The sequence below is a fragment of the Ancylobacter vacuolatus genome (assembly GCF_030813595.1).
GTDB lineage: Bacteria > Pseudomonadota > Alphaproteobacteria > Rhizobiales > Xanthobacteraceae > Ancylobacter > Ancylobacter vacuolatus.
On record NZ_JAUSUH010000015.1, the window covers coordinates 1 to 19,004 of the forward strand.

7 protein-coding genes are annotated in these 19,004 nt (G+C 68.2%); 4 read left to right on the forward strand and 3 right to left on the reverse strand.

Annotated elements, in window-relative coordinates:
- Positions 1 to 12,836, reverse strand: a 12,836-nt coding sequence (locus tag J2S76_RS22360) for an autotransporter-associated beta strand repeat-containing protein (RefSeq protein ID WP_307064242.1), incomplete at its 3' end; no start/stop codon positions are given.
- Positions 12,837 to 13,203: 367 nt separating this feature from the next.
- A complete protein-coding gene (locus J2S76_RS22365; RefSeq protein WP_307064244.1) occupies positions 13,204 to 14,415 on the reverse strand; it encodes an NADP-dependent isocitrate dehydrogenase in 1,212 nt (403 codons plus the stop codon).
- Between the two features lie 276 nt (positions 14,416 to 14,691).
- Here J2S76_RS22365 and J2S76_RS22370 point away from each other — a divergent pair, with 276 nt between their 5' ends.
- The 4 genes from J2S76_RS22370 to rpsD all read left to right on the forward strand — a co-directional run bounded on the left by J2S76_RS22370 (position 14,692) and on the right by rpsD (position 18,769).
- Positions 14,692 to 15,528 (forward strand): RNA methyltransferase, encoded by an 837-nt coding sequence (locus J2S76_RS22370; RefSeq protein WP_307064246.1) that lies wholly within the window; start codon positions 14,692 to 14,694, stop codon positions 15,526 to 15,528.
- A 144-nt stretch (positions 15,529 to 15,672) separates the two neighbouring features.
- The gene (murI, locus tag J2S76_RS22375; RefSeq protein WP_307064248.1) at positions 15,673 to 16,515 is read left to right on the forward strand and encodes a glutamate racemase; all 843 of its coding nucleotides are present in this window, start codon (positions 15,673 to 15,675) and stop codon (positions 16,513 to 16,515) included.
- 70 nt (positions 16,516 to 16,585) lie between these two features.
- Positions 16,586 to 17,851, forward strand: a complete 1,266-nt coding sequence (locus J2S76_RS22380; RefSeq protein WP_307064250.1) for a lytic murein transglycosylase — start codon at positions 16,586 to 16,588, stop codon at positions 17,849 to 17,851.
- Positions 17,852 to 18,151: 300 nt separating this feature from the next.
- Entirely contained in the window at positions 18,152 to 18,769 is a 618-nt protein-coding gene (gene rpsD, locus J2S76_RS22385) for a 30S ribosomal protein S4 (protein ID WP_307064253.1), read from the forward strand.
- 4 nt (positions 18,770 to 18,773) lie between these two features.
- Here rpsD and J2S76_RS23210 read toward each other — a convergent pair whose 3' ends face one another.
- Positions 18,774 to 18,968 carry a hypothetical protein gene (locus J2S76_RS23210; RefSeq protein WP_370874829.1) on the reverse strand — a complete coding sequence of 65 codons (195 nt, stop codon included), beginning with the start codon at positions 18,966 to 18,968 and terminating at the stop codon, positions 18,774 to 18,776.
- Positions 18,969 to 19,004 lie beyond the last annotated feature (36 nt).

Here is a 19,004-nt window from a genome sequence, read left to right on the forward strand (position 1 = left end):
GTGCCGGCGGAGATCGTCGTGCCGCCCTGATAGGTGTTGCTGCCGGAGAGGATCAGCGTGCCGGCGCCTGATTTGGTCAGCGCGCCTGTGCCGGAGACGACGCCGGAGAGGGTGAGCGTGGTGTCGGTCGCGGTGCTGAAGGTGCCGGTGCCGGTGAGGGTCACTGCACGGGTCGAGGTGAAGCTGGCGGTCGTCGCCAACGTGCCGCCGGCCAGCGTCAGCCCGCCATCTACGTCGCCGAGCGCGCTGTCTGCGGAAACCGCGAGCGTGCCGGCGGAGATCGTCGTGCCGCCCTGATAGGTGTTGGTGCCAGACAGCACCAGCGTGCCGGCGCCTGACTTGGTGAGGCTGCCCGTGCCGGAGACGACGCCGCTCAGCGTCAGGCTGGTGTCGGTGGCGGTGCTGAAGGTGCCGGCGCCGGTGAGGGTGACGTCGCGGGCGGAGGTGAAGCTGGCGGTCGTCGCCAACGTGCCGCCGGCCAGCGTCAGCCCGCCCGAGGCGTCGCCGAGGGCGGCGTCGGTGCCGACCTGCAACGTGCCGGCGGAGATCGTCGTGCCGCCCTGATAGGTGTTGCTGCCGGAGAGGATCAGCGTGCCGGCGCCCGACTTGGTCAGCGCGCCAGTGCCGGAGACGATGCCGCTCAGCGCCAGCGTGGTGTCGGTCGCGGTGCTGAAGGTGCCGGCGCCGGTGAGGGTGACCTCGCGGGCCGAGGTGAAGCTGGCGGTCGTCGCCAGCATGCCGCCGGCCAGCGTCAGCCCGCCATCTTCATCGCCGAGGGCGGCGTCGGTGCCGACCTGCAGCGTGCCGGCGGAGATCGTCGTGCCGCCCTGATAGGTGTTGCTGCCGGAGAGGATCAGCGTGCCGGCGCCTGATTTGGTGAGGCTGCCGGAGCCGGAGACGATGCCGCTCAGCGTCAGGCTGGTGTCGGTGGCGGTGCTGAAGGTGCCGGCGCCGGTGAGGGTGACCTCGCGGGCCGAGGTGAAGCTCGCGGTCGTCGCCAGCGTGCCGCCGGCCAGCGTCAGCCCGCCGGAGGTATCGCCCAAGGCGCCGTCCGCGGCCACCTCGAGCGTGCCGGCGGTGACGAAGGTGCCGCCGGTATAGGAATTGCCCGCAAAGCCGAGCGTCAGTGTGCCGGTGCCCGCCTGGGTGAGCGAGCCGGACCCATCCATGGAACCCGAGTAGGAGGCGTCGTCGGAGCGGTTGAAGACGACAGCGCCGTTATTGCCGACATCGCCCAGCAGCACGCCCGAGGTGCCGCCATTGCCGATCTGCAGCGTGCCGGCGGAGATGATGGCGCCGCCGTCATTCTCGGTATTGGTGCCGGCGAGGATGAGGGTGCCGGTGCCGGTCTTCTGGATGACGCCGAGGCCGGTGATGGCGCCGGTCAGGGTCAGGGTGGTGCTGCCCGCCACCTGGAAGGTGCCGCTGGAGGTGAAGGCGAGCGCCCGGGCCGAGGCGAAGGTGGCGGTGGTGGCCAGCGTGCCGCCATCGAGGGTGAGGCTCCCGAGCGCCCCGCCCGGTATGCCGCCGAGCGGGCCGCCCAGATTGGCGTCGGCGGACACCTGCAGGATGCCGGCTCTGAGCGTCGTGCCGCCGCTATAGGTGTTGGTGCCGCTGAGCACCAGCGTGCCGGCCGAGGCCTTGGTGAGCGATCCCGTGCCCGACACCGTGCCGCTGAGGGTGAGCTTTCCAGCCCCTGTCGTGAAGATCGTATTGCTGCCCGACAGCGACACCGCGCGGGCGGAGGTGAACGTGTTGTTGGTGGTGTTGAGCGCCGCGTCGGCCAAAGCGAGGCTGCCCGCGGCATTGCCCAGATTGGCATCGGCCGAGATCTGCAGCGTGCCGGCGGAGACGGTGGTGCCGCCCTCATACGTGTTGGTGCCGGACAGGACGAGCGTTCCGGCGCCGGCCATGGTGAGCGCGCCCGTGCCGGACACGACGCCCGACAGGGTCAGGTTGGTGCCGGTCGCGGGGGCGAAGGTGCCGGTGCCGGTGAGGGTGACGGCACGGGCGGAGCTGAAGGTCGCGGTCGTCGCCAACGTGCCGCCGGAGAGCGCGAGCCCACCCGAGGAGTCGCCCAGATTGGCGTTGGCCGCCACGCTCAGCGTGCCCGCCGAAACCGTTGTGCCGCCCGCATAGGTGTTGGTGCCGGAGAGGGTCAGCGTGCCCGCGCCGGCCTGCGTCACCGCGCCGGAACCGGAGATCACGTTGGAGAAGGTGACAGCATCGGAGCGGTTGAAGGCGAGCGTGGCATTGTTCACCACATTGCCGAGGATGCGGCCGGACGTGCCCCCGGCACCGATCTGCAGCGTTCCGGCGGAGATGGTGGTGCCGTTCTGATAGGTGTTGGTGCCTGACAGCACCAAGGTGCCCGCGCCTGATTTGGTCAGAGCGCCGAGATTGCCCGATACCACGCCGTTGAGGGTCAGGGTGGTGCCGCTCGACGGCGCGATGGTGCCCCCGCCGGGGCCAATGTTGATCGCGCGGCTAGAGGCGAACGACGCCGTGGTCGCCAGCGCGCCGCCCGACAGGGAGAGCGACTTGGAGGCGTCACCCAGTGCGCCATCCGCCTGGATCTGCAAGGTGCCGGCTTGGACGCTGGTGCCGCCCGAATAGGTGTTGGTGTCGGCGAGCACCAGCGTGCCCGCGCCCGCCTGGAGCAGCGCGCCGGTGCCGGACACGATGCCGGACAGTGTCAGGGTGGTGCCGCTGTCCGGGGCGAAGGTGCCGGTGCCGGTCAGCGTGACCGCGCGCTCCGAGGTGATGGTCTCCGTGGTCTGGAGCGTGCCGCCGGAGAGGGTGAGGCTCCCCAGGGCGCCGCCCGGCAGGCCGCCAAGGGGGCCGCCCAGCGCGGTGTCGGACGCGATCTGCAGTGTGCCGGCGGCGAGGATGGTGCCGCCCGTATAGGTGTTGGCGGCCGTCAGGGCCAGGATGCCATCGCCGGAGAGGGTCAGCGCCCCTGTGCCGGAGATGACGCCGTTGAGCGTCAGTGTCGCGATGCCGTCGGGCGCGAAGGCGCCGTTGCCAGTGAGGGCGATGGCGCGGTCCGAGGAGAAGCTGTCGGAAGCGGCCAGGGTGCCCCCGCCGGAAAGGGTCAGCCCGCCAGCTGCGTCGCCGAGCTTGGCGTCCGAGGCGACCTTGAGCGTGCCGGCGGAAATGAGCGTGCCGCCCGCATAGAGGTTGTCGGCGGTGAGCGTCAGCGTGCCCGATCCCGCCTGGGTCACCGAGCCGGAGCCGGAGATGGTGCCGTCGAAGGTTACGTCGTCGGAGCGATTGAAGACGAGGGCGCCGTCATTGGTCACATCGCCGGTGATGGCGCCGGTGCTGCCGCCATTGCCGATCTGCAGCGTGCCGGCCGAGATGGTGGTGCCGCCGCCATGGCTGCTTGCGCCGGTCAGCGTCAGCGTGCCGGTGCCGGCCTGGGTGAGGGTGCCCTGGCCGGAAATCTCGCCCGTGAAGGTGATGGCATCGGAGCGGTTGAAGACCAGCGCCGTGTCCACGCTCACGTCTCCGGCGAGGCTGCCGGATGTGCCGCCATCGCCCACCTGCAGCGTGCCGGCCGAGATGGTGGTGCCGCCGCTATGGCTGTCCTCGCCCGCGAGGATCAGTGTGCCATCGCCGATCGTGGTATAGGAGCCGCTGCCGGAAATGGCGCCGGTGAGGGTCAGGGTGCGGCCGAGGTCAACATTGATGGCGCTGTTGCCGGTCACCGAGACCGTGCGGGCGGAGGTGATGTCCGCGATGACGGCAAGCGCGCCGCCGTCGAGGGTCAGGCCGCCGGTGCTGCCGCCCAGATTGGCGTCGTCCGAAATCTGCAGGAGGCCGCCCGAGAGGATCGTGCCGCCGGAATAGGTGTTGTTGCCGGCAAGAACCAGCGTCCCCGCGCCCGCCATGTTCAGGCTGCCGGTGCCGGAGACAATGCCGGAAAGCGTGAGCACGGTGCCGAGGGATGGGGTGACCGCGCTGTTGGCGGAGAGCGAAACGCCCGAGCTGTAGGTCACGGAGGCCGTGGTAGCCAGCGTGCCGCCGGCCAGCGTCAGCCCGCCGGTCCCGAGATTGGCGGCGGCGGACACCTGCAGCGTGCCGGCGGAGACGGTGGTGCCGCCGCTATAGGTGTTGGTCCCCGACAGAACCAGCGTCCCGCTGCCCGCCTTCGTCAGGCTTCCCCCAACCCCCGAAACAACACCCGAAAGCGTCAGCGTCGTGCCGGTCGAGGGAGAAATCGTCCCGGCCGAACTCAGCACGATCGACCGCGCCGACGTCATGTCCGCCGTTGTCGCCAGCGTGCCGCCCGACAGGGTCAGTGACTTTGTGCTATCGCCCAGATTGCTGTCGGTGGAGACCTGCAACGTCCCGGCGGAAACCGTGGTCCCACCGCTATAGGTGTTGGCGCCAGAGAGAACGAGCGTCCCCGTGCCGCTCTGCGTCAGCCCGCCGCCGCCGGAGATGATACCTGCGAGGGTGAGCAGGGTGCCGGTGGACGGGGCGAAGGTGGCGGTGCCGTTCAAGGACACAGTCCGGGTGGACGAGAACGTTCCGGTGGTCGCCAGCGTGCCGGTCGTGAACGAGATCTGGGTGCCGGCACCGAGGTTGGCGTCGGCCGACACCTGAAGCGTGCCGCCGCTTATGCTGGTGGTTCCCGTATACGTGTTGGTCCCGGTGAGGACGAGCGTGCCACCGCCGGACATTCTGAGAAGGGTACCGGAGAGCTCCCCGGACAGGGTGAGCGTGGTACCGTTGTCGGGCTTGATGAAGCCGTTGCCGAGGATCACGGCCCGGCCGGAACTGAAGCTTGTGGTGGTGACGAAGCTGCTGCTGGACCCGGTAATGGTGAGGCTTCCTGAGGTGTCGCCGAGATTGGCGTCCGCGGACACCTGCAGGGTTCCACCCGAGACGGTCGTGCCACCGCTATAGGTGTTGGTCCCGGACAGCGTGAGGGTGCCGCTGCTCACCTTCGAGACGGCGCCGGTGCCGGATATCTTGCCGCCGAAGGTGAGGTTATCGCTGCGGGAGAAGGTGAGCGTCGCATTGTTTGTGACGTCGCCGGTGATGCTGCCGGTCGTTCCGGCATTCCCGATCTGCAGCGAGCCTGACGATATAGTCGTACCGCCGGAATAGGAGTTGGCACCCGTGAGAACCAGGGTGCCGGCGCCACTCTTGGTAAGTCCGCCCGAGCCGGTGATCCCGCTCGAAATGGTTGTCGTCCCTGAAGGACTGATGGTCGCGGCGCCGGTGAGGGAGATGGCGCGCGCGATCGTAAAAGACCCGGTCGTGGCCAGCGTGCCGCCCGCCATGGTCAGGGCGCCGCTCGTGTTGCCGAGACGGGTGTCGGCATTGATGCTCACGGTGCCGGAATTGAGGGTCGTGCCGCCGGTATAGTCATTGGCCCCGCCGAGAACCAAGGTCCCGGCTCCCGCTATGGTCAGCGCGCCGCCCCCGCTGATCTTTCCGTTCCAGGTCAGGGTCGCGCCATCTGCCGGCGCGATTGTGCCGCCGCTCCCGGACAGCGTGGTGACGCGCGAATTGGTGAAGGTTCCTGTGACCGCCAGTGTCCCCCCCGCAAGCGTGACGGTCCCGTTTGTCACTCCAAGGCCGCGGTCCGCTGCGATCTGGACCGTGCCGGACGCGATGGTGGTGCCGCCGGTATACGTATTGATGCCGGAGAGGAGGAGCGTGCCGGCTCCGTTCGCCGTCAGTCCGAAGCTGCTCCCGGAGACGATGCCGCTCAGCGTCAGCGTGGTGCCGGTGGCGACGGACACAGAGGAACTGCTGGTAAGGGTCACATTCGGGCTGAAAGTGAAGGTGCCGGTGGTGGACAGGGTGCCACCACCCAGGGTCAGTGTCCCGCTGCCGAGGGCCGTATCGCTGGCAACCTCCAAGGTGCCTGCGGAGATGGTCGTGCCGCCTGAATAGGTGTTTGTGCCGCTCAGGATGAGCGTGCCCGTGCCGTTCTTCGTGACTTTCCCCGTCCCGGAGATCGTGCCGGCATAGGTGAGGTCTGAACCGAAGGCGACTGTGGCGTTGTTGACGATGTCGGAGGAGAAGCTCGCCGTGTTGATCTGGAGGGTGCCGCCGGAAACCGTTGTCGCTCCGGTATGGGACGTGGTGCCGGAAAGGGTGAGGGTAGCGGTCCCGGTCTTCGTCAGCCCGCCGCTGCCGTCCACCGTCCCCGTCAAGGTGAGGTTGCTGGTGGAGTCGGCGAAGATTGTGCCGCCCCCCGTGCCGAGGTGGAAGGTGCGGTCGCTGGAGAAGGCGGAACTGACCGACAGGATGCCGCCGCCGGAGAGGGTGACCGATCCGGCGCTGTCCCCCAAATACGCGTTCGATGCCACCGAAACCGTGCCGGCGGAGACGAACAGGCCTCCGGTGAACGTGTTCGACCCCGACAAGGTGAGGGTGCCAGTGCCTGCTTGCGTCACCGAGCCGGAGCCCGAGATGATGCTGGCATAGGTGATGGCGTTGGACCGGTTGAACACCAGCGCGCTGTTATTGACGATATCGCCCGCGACGACGCCGGTGGTGCTGCCGGCGCCGATCTGCAGGGTCCCGGTGGAAACGGTCGTTCCGCCGCTATAGGTGTTGGTGCCCGAGAGGACGAGGGTGCCAGCCCCGTTCACCGTGAGCCCGCCCGTGCTGGAAACAATGCCGCTGAGCGTCAGCGTCGTGCCGGTGGCGACGGAAATGCTGGAGCTGCTGGACAGGCTCACATTTCGGCTGGACGTGAACGTGTCGGTGGTGGAGAGGGTGCCACCCGCGAGGGTCAGTGCCCCGCTGCCGAGTCCGGCATTGGCCGCGATCTCGACGGTGCCAGAGGAAATGGTGGTTCCGCCGGAATAGGTATTGGTGCCCGACAGGATGAGCGTGCCGGTGCCGGCCTGGGTGAGGGTGCCAGTCCCCGAAATGTCGCCGCTGTAGGTAACGTCGTCCGAGCGATTGAAGATCAGGGCCGCATTGTCGGTGATGTTTCCGGTGATGCTGCCCGCCGCGCCCCCATTGCCGATCTGCAGCGTTCCGGCGGAAATGGTGGTGCCGCCCTCATAGGTGTTGGTGCCGGTGAGGGTCACCACGCCGGAGCCAAGCTTGGTCAGAGCGCCGGTGCCGGAAATCACGCCCGCATAAGTGCCGTCCGTCGTCTGCGAAATGGCGACGGTGCCGTTGTTGAGGATGTTCGCCGAGAAGTTCGTCGTCGCGATCTGCAGGGTGCCAGCGGAGACCGTGGTGGCGCCGGTATAGGAATTGGTGCCCGCGAGCACCAGCGTGCCGCCGCCGATCTTGGTGAGCGTGCCGGTGCCGTCCAGCGTGCCTGATAGGGTGAGGGTGACCGCGCCCGTGCTAAAGAAAGTGCCGCCATCCGCGCCGAGATGGATCGTGCGGGCGCTGGTGAAGGAGCTGGTGGAAGCGAGGGTGCCGCCGGAAAGCGTCAGCGCGCCGGCCGCATCGCCGAGATTGGCATCGGCGCCGATCGACAGCGTGCCCGCAGTGACCGAGATGCCGCCGGTAAAGGTGTTCGCGCCTGAGAGGGTCAGCGTGCCCAAGCCGCTCTTGGCGATGCCGCCGTCGCCGGAGAGGATGCCGGACCAGGTGGCGCCGAAGCCGTTGGTGTCGATGCTCGTGTTGACGCCATTGACCAGCGTCGCGTTCACCGCCGTGGTGATGGCGTTGTCGATGATCCGGATCGAGCCGCCGCCAAGATTGAAGGCGTAGGTGCCGGTGGGGCTGCTGGCGCCGAACCGCGTCCGCAGGTCGCCGCCCAGCTCGAACACGCCGCCATTCAGGTCGTAGCGGCCGTTGCCGTAGGAGGACAGGTAGAGGGTCGTTCCAGAGCGCAGGCGGAAGGTGCCGCCGGTCTGCGTGATGGTGCCGGTGCTCTGGCCATTGGTGGCGCCCGGCTCGCGATTGCCGAGGATCAGCGTGCCCCCGCCGGACACGCCGGTGCTCAGTTCGACCGTGCCGGTGCCGCTAATGTTCAGCGTGCCGCTGCCCGCCGGGTTGGAGCCCGAGTTGCGGCCGATATTGTTGAGCCCGCCCTGGATGCTGAGCGTGCCGGCGCTGATGTTGTAGGTGCCGGTGCCGCCCTGATTGCCGATATTGATCGAGGCGCAATTGGCGCTCTCGCCGCAGGTGGCGGCGATGTTGAGCGTGCCGCCGGTCTGGTTGACCGTTCCCGTGCCGCCCCAGTCGCCGATCTGCAGCCCGACGCCGACATTGAGCGTGCCGCCGGAGATGGCCAGCGTGCCGGTGTTCGGCGTGCCGGAGGTGGTGGACGTTCCAACGGAGAAATAGTCGACGCTCGCCGTGCCGCTGGTGACGGCGACAGTGCCACCGAACACATAGGCTTCGCCACCGGCGATGGTCGCCCCGTCGATTGTCAGCGTGCCGGTGCCGGCCTTGGAGAAGGTGCCGGCGGCGCCGCCGCCATAGGCGGTGCCGGAGTTGGTAAGCGTGCCGGAGAAGCTGGTGTTGGTATTGTCGAGGCCGGCGATGAGCGCGTTCGTTCCGGTCGTGACATTGCCGGCGCCGGCGAGCGAGCCGATGAGGAGCTGCGCGGCGTTGAGGGTGAAGGTCGCCCCGCTCGCCACGGTCAGCGCGGTGCTGGTGGACAGCGCGCCGGTCGAGCCGGCGCTGAGGGTGCCAGCGGCGACCGTCAGGGGGCCGGCTGAGGTGTTGGTGCCGGTGAGGGTGAGCGTGCCCGCGCCGGATTTCGTCAGGGCTCCCGTGCCGGAAATGGCGCCGCTCAGCGTCGTCGACCCGGAGGCCACATCGAGCGTGGCGGTGACGCCGGTGTTCACGGCAAGCGCATTCGACACGCTGGTGGCGCTGCTGTTGAAGGCCAGCGTAGCGTCTGCCGTGACGGTCGCGGTGCCGGTGCCGAGCGCGCTGTTGGAGCCGATCTCCAGCGTGCCGGCCGAAACCGAGGTGCCGCCGGTATAGGTGTTGGTGCCGGTCAGAATGAGCGTGCCGGCGCCGGACTTCACCAGCGCGCCGCTGGAGACCACCCCGGAAAGGGTGAGCGTCATACCGGTGGCGGTGTTGATCGTGCCGGTGCCGGTGAGGGTGACGTTGCGGGTGGAGCTGAAGGTGCCCGTCGTTGCCAGCGTGCCGCCGGAGAGCGTGAGCGCGCCGGTGCCACCGAGATTGGCATCCGCCGACACCTGCAGCGTGCCGGCGGAGACGGTGGTGCCGCCGGTATACGCATTGCTGCCCGTGAGGACGAGCGTGCCGGCGCCGGCCTTGGTGAGCGAGCCCGTGCCGGAGATGACGCCCGACAGGGTGAGCGCGGTGGCGTCAGCCGTGACGATGGTTGCGCTGCTGGTCAACGCGACGGTGCGGGCGGAGCTGAAGCTGCCCGTCGTGCTCAGCGTGCCCCCGGCAAAGGTCAGCCCGCCGGCCGCGCCACCCAGATTGGTATCGGCCGAGATTTGCAGCGTGCCGGCGGAGAGGGTGGTGCCGCCAGTGTAGGTGTTGCTGCCGGAGAGCACCAGCGTGCCGGCGCCTGATTTGGTGAGCGATCCGTCGCCGGAGATGGTGCCCGACAGGGTGAGCGTGGTGGAGGCGTCGGTGCTGATGGTGCCGGCGCTGGTGAGCGTGACGCTGCGTTCTGAGGCGAAGGTGGCGGAGGTCTTGAGTGTGCCGCCGTCGAAGGTCAGGCCGCCATAACCCAGCTTGTCTTCGCTGGACACCTGCAGCGTGCCGGCGGCCAGCACGGTGCCGCCTTCATAGGTGTTGTCTTCGGTGAGAACCAGCGTGCCGGCCCCAGCCATCACGAGCGCGCCGCTGCCCTCCAGAGAGCCGGTGAGGGTGAGCGTCGTCCCGACCTTCGGGGTGAAGATGCCATCGGCGGTAAATTCGGCGCGGCGGCCCGAGGTGAAGCTGTTCGTGGTGGCGAGCGTGCCGCCGGTGAAGATCAGCGCCTGCCCCGCATTGCCGAGATTGGCGTCGGCGCCGATCGACAGCGTGCCGGCGGCGAGGGTGGTGTCGCCGCTATAGGTGTTGGTGCCGGACAGGGTGAGGGTGCCAGCGCCGGTTTTGGTCAGCGCGCCGGTGCCGGAAAGGACGCCGGACCAGGTGGCATTGAGCCCGTTGGTGTCGATGGTGCTGGTCGTGTCGGCGACCAGCGTCGCTTTCACCGAGGTGACGAGGTTCGATCCGATGACCTGGATCGTACCGCCGCCAAGGTTGAACGCATAGGTGCCGCTGCCGCCGGTATAGTTCCCGACCAGCCCGTCGCTGCCGCCCACCTGCAGCGTGCCGCCCAGCAGGTCGTAGCGGCCGGCGCCGTAGGCCGAGAGATAGAGGTGCGAATCCTGCGAGATCGTCAGCGTGCCGCCGGTCTGGTTGATGGTACCGGTGCCGTTATTGGTGGCACCGTCCGCGCGGTTGCCGAGCACCAGGCTCGCCCCGACGACACTCGTCTGCACGACGACGGTGCCGGTGCCGCTGATGTTGAGCGTGCCGGCGCTGGCGGCGCGGGTGCCGGTGCTGCGGCCGAGATTGTGGAGGCCGCCGACGAGATTGAGCGTGCCGGCGGAGATGGTGTAGGTGCCGGTGCCGCCCTGGTTGCCGATGTTGAGGCTGGCGCATCGGGAGAGGTCGCCGCAGGTCGCCGCGACGTTCACGATGCCGCCGGTCTGGTTCACCGTGCCGGTGCCGCCCCAGTCGCCAACCTGCAGCGCGGTGCCGATATTGAGCGTGCCGCCGGAGACGAGGAGCGAGCCGGTGTTCGGCGTGCCCGAACTGGTGCCGGTGCCGACCGCGAGATAGTCGATAGCGGTCGTGCCGCTGGTGACGGAGACCGCGCCGCCCTGGATATAGCTCTCGCCGCCGGTGATGGTGGCGTTGGACAAGGTCAGCGTGCCGCTGCCCGCCTTGGTGAAGGTGCCGTAGGAGGAGTTCCAGCCGAAGCCGCTATTGGTGATGGTGCCGCTGAAGGTGCTGTCGGTGGCGGTGTTGACGGTCAGGTTGTTGGTGTTGGTGGTCACCGTGCCGCTGCCGGACAGCCCGGCGATGGTCTGGCTGGCGGTGAGGTTCAGCGTCGCGCCGTCGGAGAGGCTGACCGCCGCGCTGCTCGACAGCGCGCCCGCCGCCCCGGCGGTGAGGGTGCCGGCGGCGACCGTCAGGGTGCCGGCGGAGGTGTTGGTGCCGGTGAGGGTGAGCGTGCCAGCGCCGGATTTCGTCACGGCTCCCGTGCCGGAAATGGCGCCGCTGAGCGTCGTCGAGCCGGAGGCCACGTTGAGCGTGGCGGTGGCGCCGGTGTTCACCACAAGCGCATTGGACACACTGGTGGCGTTGCCGCCGAACGCCAGCGTGGCGGCTGCCGTCACGGTCGCCATGCCAGTGCCGAGCGCGCTGTTAGAGCCGATCTCCAACGTGCCGGCCGAGACCGTGGTGCCGCCGGTATAGGTGTTGGTGCCCGACAGGGTGAGGGTGCCGGCGCCGGTCTTCGCCAGCCCGCCGTCGCCCGACAGCACGCCGGAAAGCGTGGCGCTGTTGCCATTGGTGTTGACGGTCGCCGTCGCGCCCGTCTTCAGCGTCATCGCGTTCGACGTGGTCAGCGTCGAGCTGACGAGCAGCGTGCCGCTGCCGAAATTGAACGCGCCGGTTCCCCTTATGCCGTTGGTGCCGCCGACGGAGAAGGTGCCGCCATCGAGGTTGAAGGTGCCGGTGCCCGAACCGAAGGAGAGGTAGCTGCTGCCCGAAAGGGTGAGCGTGCCGCCGGTCAGGTTGACCGTGCCGGTCGATCCCGAGGCGCTGGCGAGAATGAGCGTGGTCGCCACAGTCGCGGACCCGCCCGAGATATTGAAGGTGCCCGTGCCCCCCGATGCGGCGCCGAAGATCAGCTGCGGCGAGCCACCCGCATGCTGCACCGAGAGCGTGCCGGCGGAGAGGTTGTAGGTGCCGGTGCCGCCGGTGCCATCACCGCTGACATCGCTGCCGAAAATGATGGGATTCTCAAGCGCCAGGGTAACGGAGGAACCGGCGCCGTCCTGGGTGATGACGCCGACGCCCTTGGAATCGCCGACATAGAGCTGGCCGCCGGTGAAGCTGCCGGTCGTCATCGAGAAGGTGGCGCTGTCGGAGATTGTCAGCGTGCCGCTGGCGGCGGTTCCGCTTCCCCCCGCGCCTGATGTGCGCGAGCCGATATAGGCGGTCATGCCGCCGGAGGCGGCATCGAAGACCGCGTCGCCCGACAAGGCGTAGGTGCCCGTCCCGCCTTGCGTGCCGAGATCCAGACTGCCGACGCTGCTGAAGCGCACTTCGCCGCCGGACTGGTCGAACACACCCGTCACGCCAGTGCCGCGGCCGATGGCGAGGCCGCCATAGTTCAGGCTGCCGGCATTGGCGACATAGAGCAGCTCGCCGTCCGTCATGTTGACAGTGCCGCTGCCGCCGGTCGTGTTGGTGGAGCCGCCGCCGACCCAGATGCGGCCGATCGACGTTCCCGGCGCGGTGCTGGTGTCCGCGAGATTTACCTGGATCGTGCCGCCGGAGATGTTCAGCGTGCCGAAGCCGCCATTGCCGATCTCGATGCGGCCGGCGCTCGTGCCGCTGGTCGTGTTGAGGGTGAGGGTCGACGTGCTGTTCAGCGTCAGGGCCGCGTCGCCGTCGGCGTTGCCGATGACGAAGGGCGAGGTATTGAAGATGAGCTGCAGCGAGGTCCCGGCGCCGGGAAGAGTCCAGTCCGCGCCTGAAATGAAGGTGGATCCACCTTGCGCAGTGATGGTGTCCGGCTGGCCGGTGGCGATGGCCGCCTCGACCGCCGCAGAGAACTCAGTCTGATCGGTAACGGTAACGCTGTCGGCGCGGGCCACGCCCGGGGTGGCGACCTGCGCAAGCACAGACAGAGCAGCGACACCCGCATACAGCCGCGCTGCGCGTGCTTTCAATAAGCCAGCCAAACCCCGTCCCCCGCACCGTTTGTCGGCTTGTGCCGCAGAGCAGATTCGCCCCGTGGCTGCGCTTAGTCAGGTAACGTTGTACGCTGTCGGGCCTTCGCTACGCAATAAAACGCGGCAGATCTGGGTGGCGATTTTTGTATGTTCCCGTCCGATCCCGTGGGTCGGGTCTGACGCAGGAAGCGAGTAATGTCTCGGAGGTATCTGGCTCATCTCATCGGCCGGGGGCGCCGCCAAAAAGGCTGCGAGCTTTGGCAGTCCCGGCGAGCGGGGAAGCTCCCCGGGACGTGTCACGCCCCGGGGAGGTGACTCAGGCGAGCGCCTTGCCGAGATTCTCGGAGATCTTGTCGAGGAAGCCGGTCGTGGACAGCCACTTCTGGTCGGCGCCGACGAGAAGGGCGAGGTCCTTGGTCATGTAGCCGCTCTCGACCGTGTCGATGCACACCTTCTCCAGCGTGGCGCAGAAGGCGGCGAGTTCGGCATTGTCGTCCAGCTTGGCGCGATGGGCGAGGCCGCGGGTCCAGGCGAAGATCGAGGCGATGGAGTTGGTCGAGGTCTCCTTGCCCTTCTGGTGCTCGCGGTAATGGCGCGTCACCGTGCCGTGCGCGGCTTCCGCTTCCACCGTTTTGCCGTCCGGGGTCATCAGCACCGAGGTCATCAGGCCGAGCGAGCCGAAGCCCTGCGCCACGATGTCGGACTGCACGTCGCCATCATAGTTCTTGCAGGCCCAGACATAGCCGCCGGACCATTTGAGCGCCGAGGCGACCATATCGTCGATCAGCCGGTGCTCGTACCAGATCTTGTGCTTCTCGAACTCGGCCTTGAACTCGGCCTCATAGATCTCCTGGAAGATCTGGCGGAAGCGGCCATCATACTGCTTGAGGATGGTGTCCTTGGTGGACAGGTACACCGGGTACTTCCGCATCAGCCCGTAATTGAGCGAGGCGCGGGCGAATTCGGCGATGGATTCGTCGATATTGTACATCGACAGCGCCACGCCGGCGCCCGGGTACTTATAGACCTCATGCTCGATCACCTGGCCGTCGTCGCCGACGAACTTGATCGTCAGCGTGCCCTTGCCGGGGACGAGAAAATCGGTGGCGCGGTACTGGTCGCCAAAGGCGTGGCGGCCGACGATGATCGGCTTGGTCCAGCCTGGCACGAGACGCGGCACGTTCTTGCAGATGATCGGCTCACGGAAGATCACCCCGCCGAGGATGTTGCGGATGGTGCCGTTGGGCGAGCGCCACATCTTCTTGAGGTTGTATTCGGTCATGCGGCCGGCATCGGGGGTGATGGTGGCGCACTTCACGCCCACGCCCACGCGCTTGATGGCCTCAGCGGCGTCGATGGTGACCTGGTCGCCGGTCGCGTCGCGGTTCTCGACGCCGAGGTCGTAATACTCGAGCGGCACGTCGAGATAGGGATGGATCAACTTGTCCTTGATGTACTGCCAGATGATCCGGGTCATCTCGTCGCCGTCGAGCTCGACGACCGGATTCGCCACCTTGATCTTCGCCATGAAATATCACCTCGCACGGAAATCGTTGTCGGAGGGGTCGCGGCGCGTGTCCGCGCGGGCAGACGCCGGCTGCGCGGGTGATACCGCGCGGGGCGCAACAGGGGAAGCAGGTAACGGGCCAAATCGCGGAGAAAGCGGCGCCAAATGCGCCTTCTCCCCCAAGGAGTTCTGGCATTTGGTATGCCTTGCGCGTCCCGGGCCTGGCGGCCGGGCCGCTTCGCAACCGTCATCCGGGCGGCTATAGGAGCACACCCGCCGCCACCAGGAGAAACCGCCATGTCCGGCACTGACAGCACGAAGCCCTGGCTGGAAGGCGGGCCGGTGGTGATTCTGGTCGAGCCGCAGCTCGGCGAGAATATCGGTTCGGCGGTGCGGGCCATGGGCAATTTCGGCCTGTCGCGGCTGCGCCTGGTCAATCCGCGCGAGGGCTGGCCCAACCCGAAGGCCGTGACCTTCGCCTCCGGCGCCGACCGCATTCTCGACAATGCGCAGGTGTTTCCCGATCTGCGCGCGGCTCTGGCTGACCTTAATTTCGTCGTCGCCGCCACGGCGCGCGAGCGCGGCATGCAGAAATCCGTGCTCGGCGCCGGTGAGGTCGCGCGCGAGGTGGTGGGCCGCATGGCCGGGGGCGAGCAGGTGGGGCTGGTGTTCGGGCGCGAGCGCACCGGGCTCTATACGGAAGAGGTGTCGCTCGCCGACGTCATCCTCACTTTGCCGGTCAATCCCGCCTTCGCCTCGCTCAATCTCGGCATGGCGGTGGCGGTGGTGGCCTATGAATGGTTCAAACTTTCCTCGGGCGGCGCGCTGCCCTTCCAGCCGCCGGACCGCTACAAGATCGCCGACAAGGCGGACCTTCTGGCCTTCTTCGACCATCTCGAGCGCGAACTCGACACGGCGCTGTTCTTCCGCTCGCCGACCAAGCGGCCCGTCACCATCCGCAACATCCGCAACATTTTCCACCGCGTCGGGCTGACGCGGCAGGATGTGGCCACGCTGCACGGCATCGTGGCGGCGCTGGTGGAGGGCAGGGGGCTGCGCGAGGCGCGCACGGCCGCCCGGCTGGAGGGGCGGCGCGAGGAGGGCGGGGCGGGCGAGGGTGAGGCGGATGCCTGAGGCCGCTGCAACGAAGCGTTCACCAAGATGCGCCACAATGATGCCCGGGATGGAGGACATCAGATGCGTATCGAGGCTTCTCCTGTAACCGCTGCCGGCGTGCACGGCGTCTCGTCACCCGTTTCGTCCACCGGGGCTGTCGCCGTGTCGTCTGTCCGTACACCTGCCGCCCTGCGCGCGCCGACCATATTGGTGTTCGATTCCGGGCTCGGCGGGCTCTCCGTGTTCCGCGAACTCGCCCGCACCCGGCCGGACGCGCGTTTCATCTACGCCGCCGACGATGCCGCCTTTCCCTATGGCGCGCTGAGCGAGACCGCGCTCGTCGCCCGGGTGATGGCGGTGATGGAGCATCTGATCGCCCGCCACGCCCCCGATGCGGTGGTCATCGCCTGCCACACGGCCTCCACGCTGGTGTTGCCGCCGCTCCGGGCGCGCTTTCCCATTCCCTTCGTCGGCACCGTGCCGGCGATCAAGCCGGCCTGTGAAAGCTCGCTGACGCGGCAGGTGAGCGTGCTGGCCACGCCCGGCACGGTGCGGCGCGACTACACGCAGAAGCTGATCCAGGACTTCGCCGGTGATTGCCACGTCACGCTGGTCGGCTCCACCCGCCTGGCACCGCTGGCCGAGGCGGCGATGCGTGGCGAAGGCGTGAGCGACGAGGAGATCGCCGCCGAGATCGCCCCCGCCTTCGTGCGCGAGGGGCGTGCGCGCACCGACACGGTGGTGCTTGCCTGTACCCATTATCCGCTGCTGCGCGACCGGCTGGAGAAGGTGGCGCCCTGGCCGGTGCGCTGGATCGACCCCGCCCCGGCGATCGCCCGGCGCCTGTCCTCGCTGATCGGCCCGGTCGCCTTCGCCGCCAGCCCGGCGCCGCTGCGGCTGTTCTCCACCGGAAAGCTGCTCGACGCGGAAATGGTGGAGCGCATCGTCGGGCGTCGCGCACGGGCGGGCGAGATCCTGGTCATGGACGCGCCGGCGCCGGCGTGATCCACTGGCACGGGCGCCTTGCCCGCGCCGCGATCCCTGCCCAACATGCCGCAACGGCAGGAGCCTTGACGTGACGCGCGACCTCTTCCACGCCCTTCATTCGGCGATGCCTTCAAGCCGCCGGGCCTTCCTTTTCGGTGCGGCGGCGAGCGTGGGCACTCTCGCGCTCGGTGGCGGCGCCGACGCGCAGGTGGCGAAGGAGCGATTCGAGGCGTGGGTGGTGGCGTTCCAGCCCCGTGCCCGCGCCAAGGGCATTTCCGATTCGGTCTATGAGCAGGTGATGGGCGGGCTGCGGCCCGACCTGTCGGTCTATGCCAAGGACAGCGGCCAGCCGGAGTTCCGCGAGCAGCTCTGGCAGTATCTCAACCGGCGCATTTCCGACTGGCGGCTGATCACCGGCCGGGCGGCGGCGAAGGAGAACGCCGCGCTGATGAAGCGGCTGCAGAAGGATTTCGGCGTCGAGCCGGACGTTCTGCTGGGCCTGTGGGGCATGGAGAGCGCCTTCGGCGAGCTCGTCACCGACCCCGACCACATGAAGCCGGTATTCCCGGCGCTCGCCGCCCTTGCCTGGGGCGAGCCGCGCCGTCGCTCCTATTGGGAAACCGAGCTCATTAATGGCCTCGCCATCGTGCAGCGCGGCTGGGCGAGCCCCGACGAGATGCTCGGCTCCTGGGCCGGGGCGATGGGGCATACGCAATGGATGCCGGAAGTCTGGCTCAATCTCGGCGTCGACTATGACGGCAACGGCGCGCCCTCGCCCTACAGCGTGCCGGACGCGCTGGCGGGCTCGTCGCTCTATCTCATCAAGCGCGGCAAGTACCAGCGCGGCCTGCCCTGGGGCTTCGAGGTGCGGATGGAGGGCGTGCCGGAAAAATACGCCGATGCCAAGGCCTGGCGCACAGTGGCGGAGTGGGCCAAGCTCGGCGTCACGCCGGCCGGCGGCGGGCGGTTCGACCTGCCCAAGGCCCGGGCCCGCCTGTGGGCGCCGGTGGGGCCGGAAGGGCCGTGCTTCCTGCTGACGCAGAATTTCTACGCCGTGCGCAGCTACAACCCCTCGATGAACTATGCCCTCGCCGTCTGCCATCTCGGCGACCGGGTGCTGGGCGGCGATCCCTTCATCACGCCCTTCCCCGGCGGCGAGCGCCCGCTGACCTTGGCCGAGATTCAGGACGTGCAGCGCCGGCTGACCCGCGCGGGATTCGACACCGGCGGCGTCGATGGCCGGGTCGGCAACATGACGATGCGGGCGGTGGCCAACTTCCAGCGCAAGATGGGCGTGGAGCCGGACGGCTATGCCAGCCTCGACGTGCTGGCGGCGCTGCGCGGCGGGCGGTGAGCCATTTGATCGCGTCATCCCGGCCGCAGCGAAGCGGAGAGCCCGGATCTTTTCCATCGCGACGAGTGATCCCGGCGCGGCCTTCGGTCGTCCGGGATGACGGAATGGCGACAGGAGCTTGACCTTCCGCCCTTTTGTGCCTATGCACCCGGCCAAGCGCGGGGCTGGAAACGGCCCCGCGTGGTGTTTCACGCACCCGTGGGTCCGTCCGGCGCGTTCGGACGATCCTGTCGGCCCCCGAAATGGGGGTAGAGGAGGGGGCGCGATCCAAACCGCAACGATATGCGAGAGGACCTGCGCATGAGCAAGCGCGTTTCGGCCAAGCACAAGCTTGACCGCCGTATGGGCGAGAATATCTGGGGTCGCCCGAAGAGCCCCATCAACAAGCGTGAATACGGCCCCGGCCAGCACGGCCAGCGCCGCAAGGGCAAGGTTTCCGACTTCGGCGTGCAGCTGCGCGCCAAGCAGAAGCTGAAGGGCTACTATGCCTCGATCGGCGAGAAGCAGTTCTATTCGGTGTATGTCGAGGCCTCGCGCCTCAAGGGCGACACCGGCGCCAACCTGATCGGCCTGCTGGAGCGTCGTCTCGACGCGGTGATCTACCGCGCCAAGTTCGTCCCCACCGTGTTCGCCGCCCGCCAGTTCGTGAGCCACGGCCACATCAAGGTGAACGGCCGCCGCGTCAACATCCCGTCCTACCAGGTGAAGGTCGGCGATGTGATCGAGGTCAAGGAATCCTCCCGCCAGCTCGTGCTGGTGCTGGAAGCCGTTGCCTCCGGCGAGCGCGACACCCCGGACTATCTCGAAGTCGACCACTCCAAGATGACGGCCAAGTTCGTCCGCATCCCGGAACTCAACGAGGTGCCCTATCCGGTCGTGATGGAGCCCAACCTCGTCGTCGAATTCTATTCGCGCTGATCCCTCACCGGATCGCGAGAGACGAAAAGCCGCCCGGAAAGGGCGGCTTTTTTGTTGGGCGGGGAGGGGCTTTCCCCACGATGATGCCAGCCTCCGCCTCGGCTGCGCCCTGCTGCTGGAGCCGAATGACGAAGGAGCCGTCCGGCGCGCCCGCCGCATGACACTTGTAACCATCACCCTGCTGGTCGATGGTGCCCATGTCAGCATGACCGCTGCGGCAACCTGACAGAAAGCT

Bases quoted from the DNA above. Each gene is read 5' to 3' on its own strand.
- J2S76_RS22370 (WP_307064246.1), top strand. From the start codon at position 14,692: ATGTCCGGCACTGACAGCACGAAGCCCTGGCTGGAAGGCGGGCCGGTG.
- rpsD (WP_307064253.1), top strand. From the start codon at position 18,152: ATGAGCAAGCGCGTTTCGGCCAAGCACAAGCTTGACCGCCGTATGGGC.
- J2S76_RS23210 (WP_370874829.1), bottom strand. From the start codon at position 18,968: ATGGGCACCATCGACCAGCAGGGTGATGGTTACAAGTGTCATGCGGCG.
- J2S76_RS22365 (WP_307064244.1), bottom strand. From the start codon at position 14,415: ATGGCGAAGATCAAGGTGGCGAATCCGGTCGTCGAGCTCGACGGCGAC.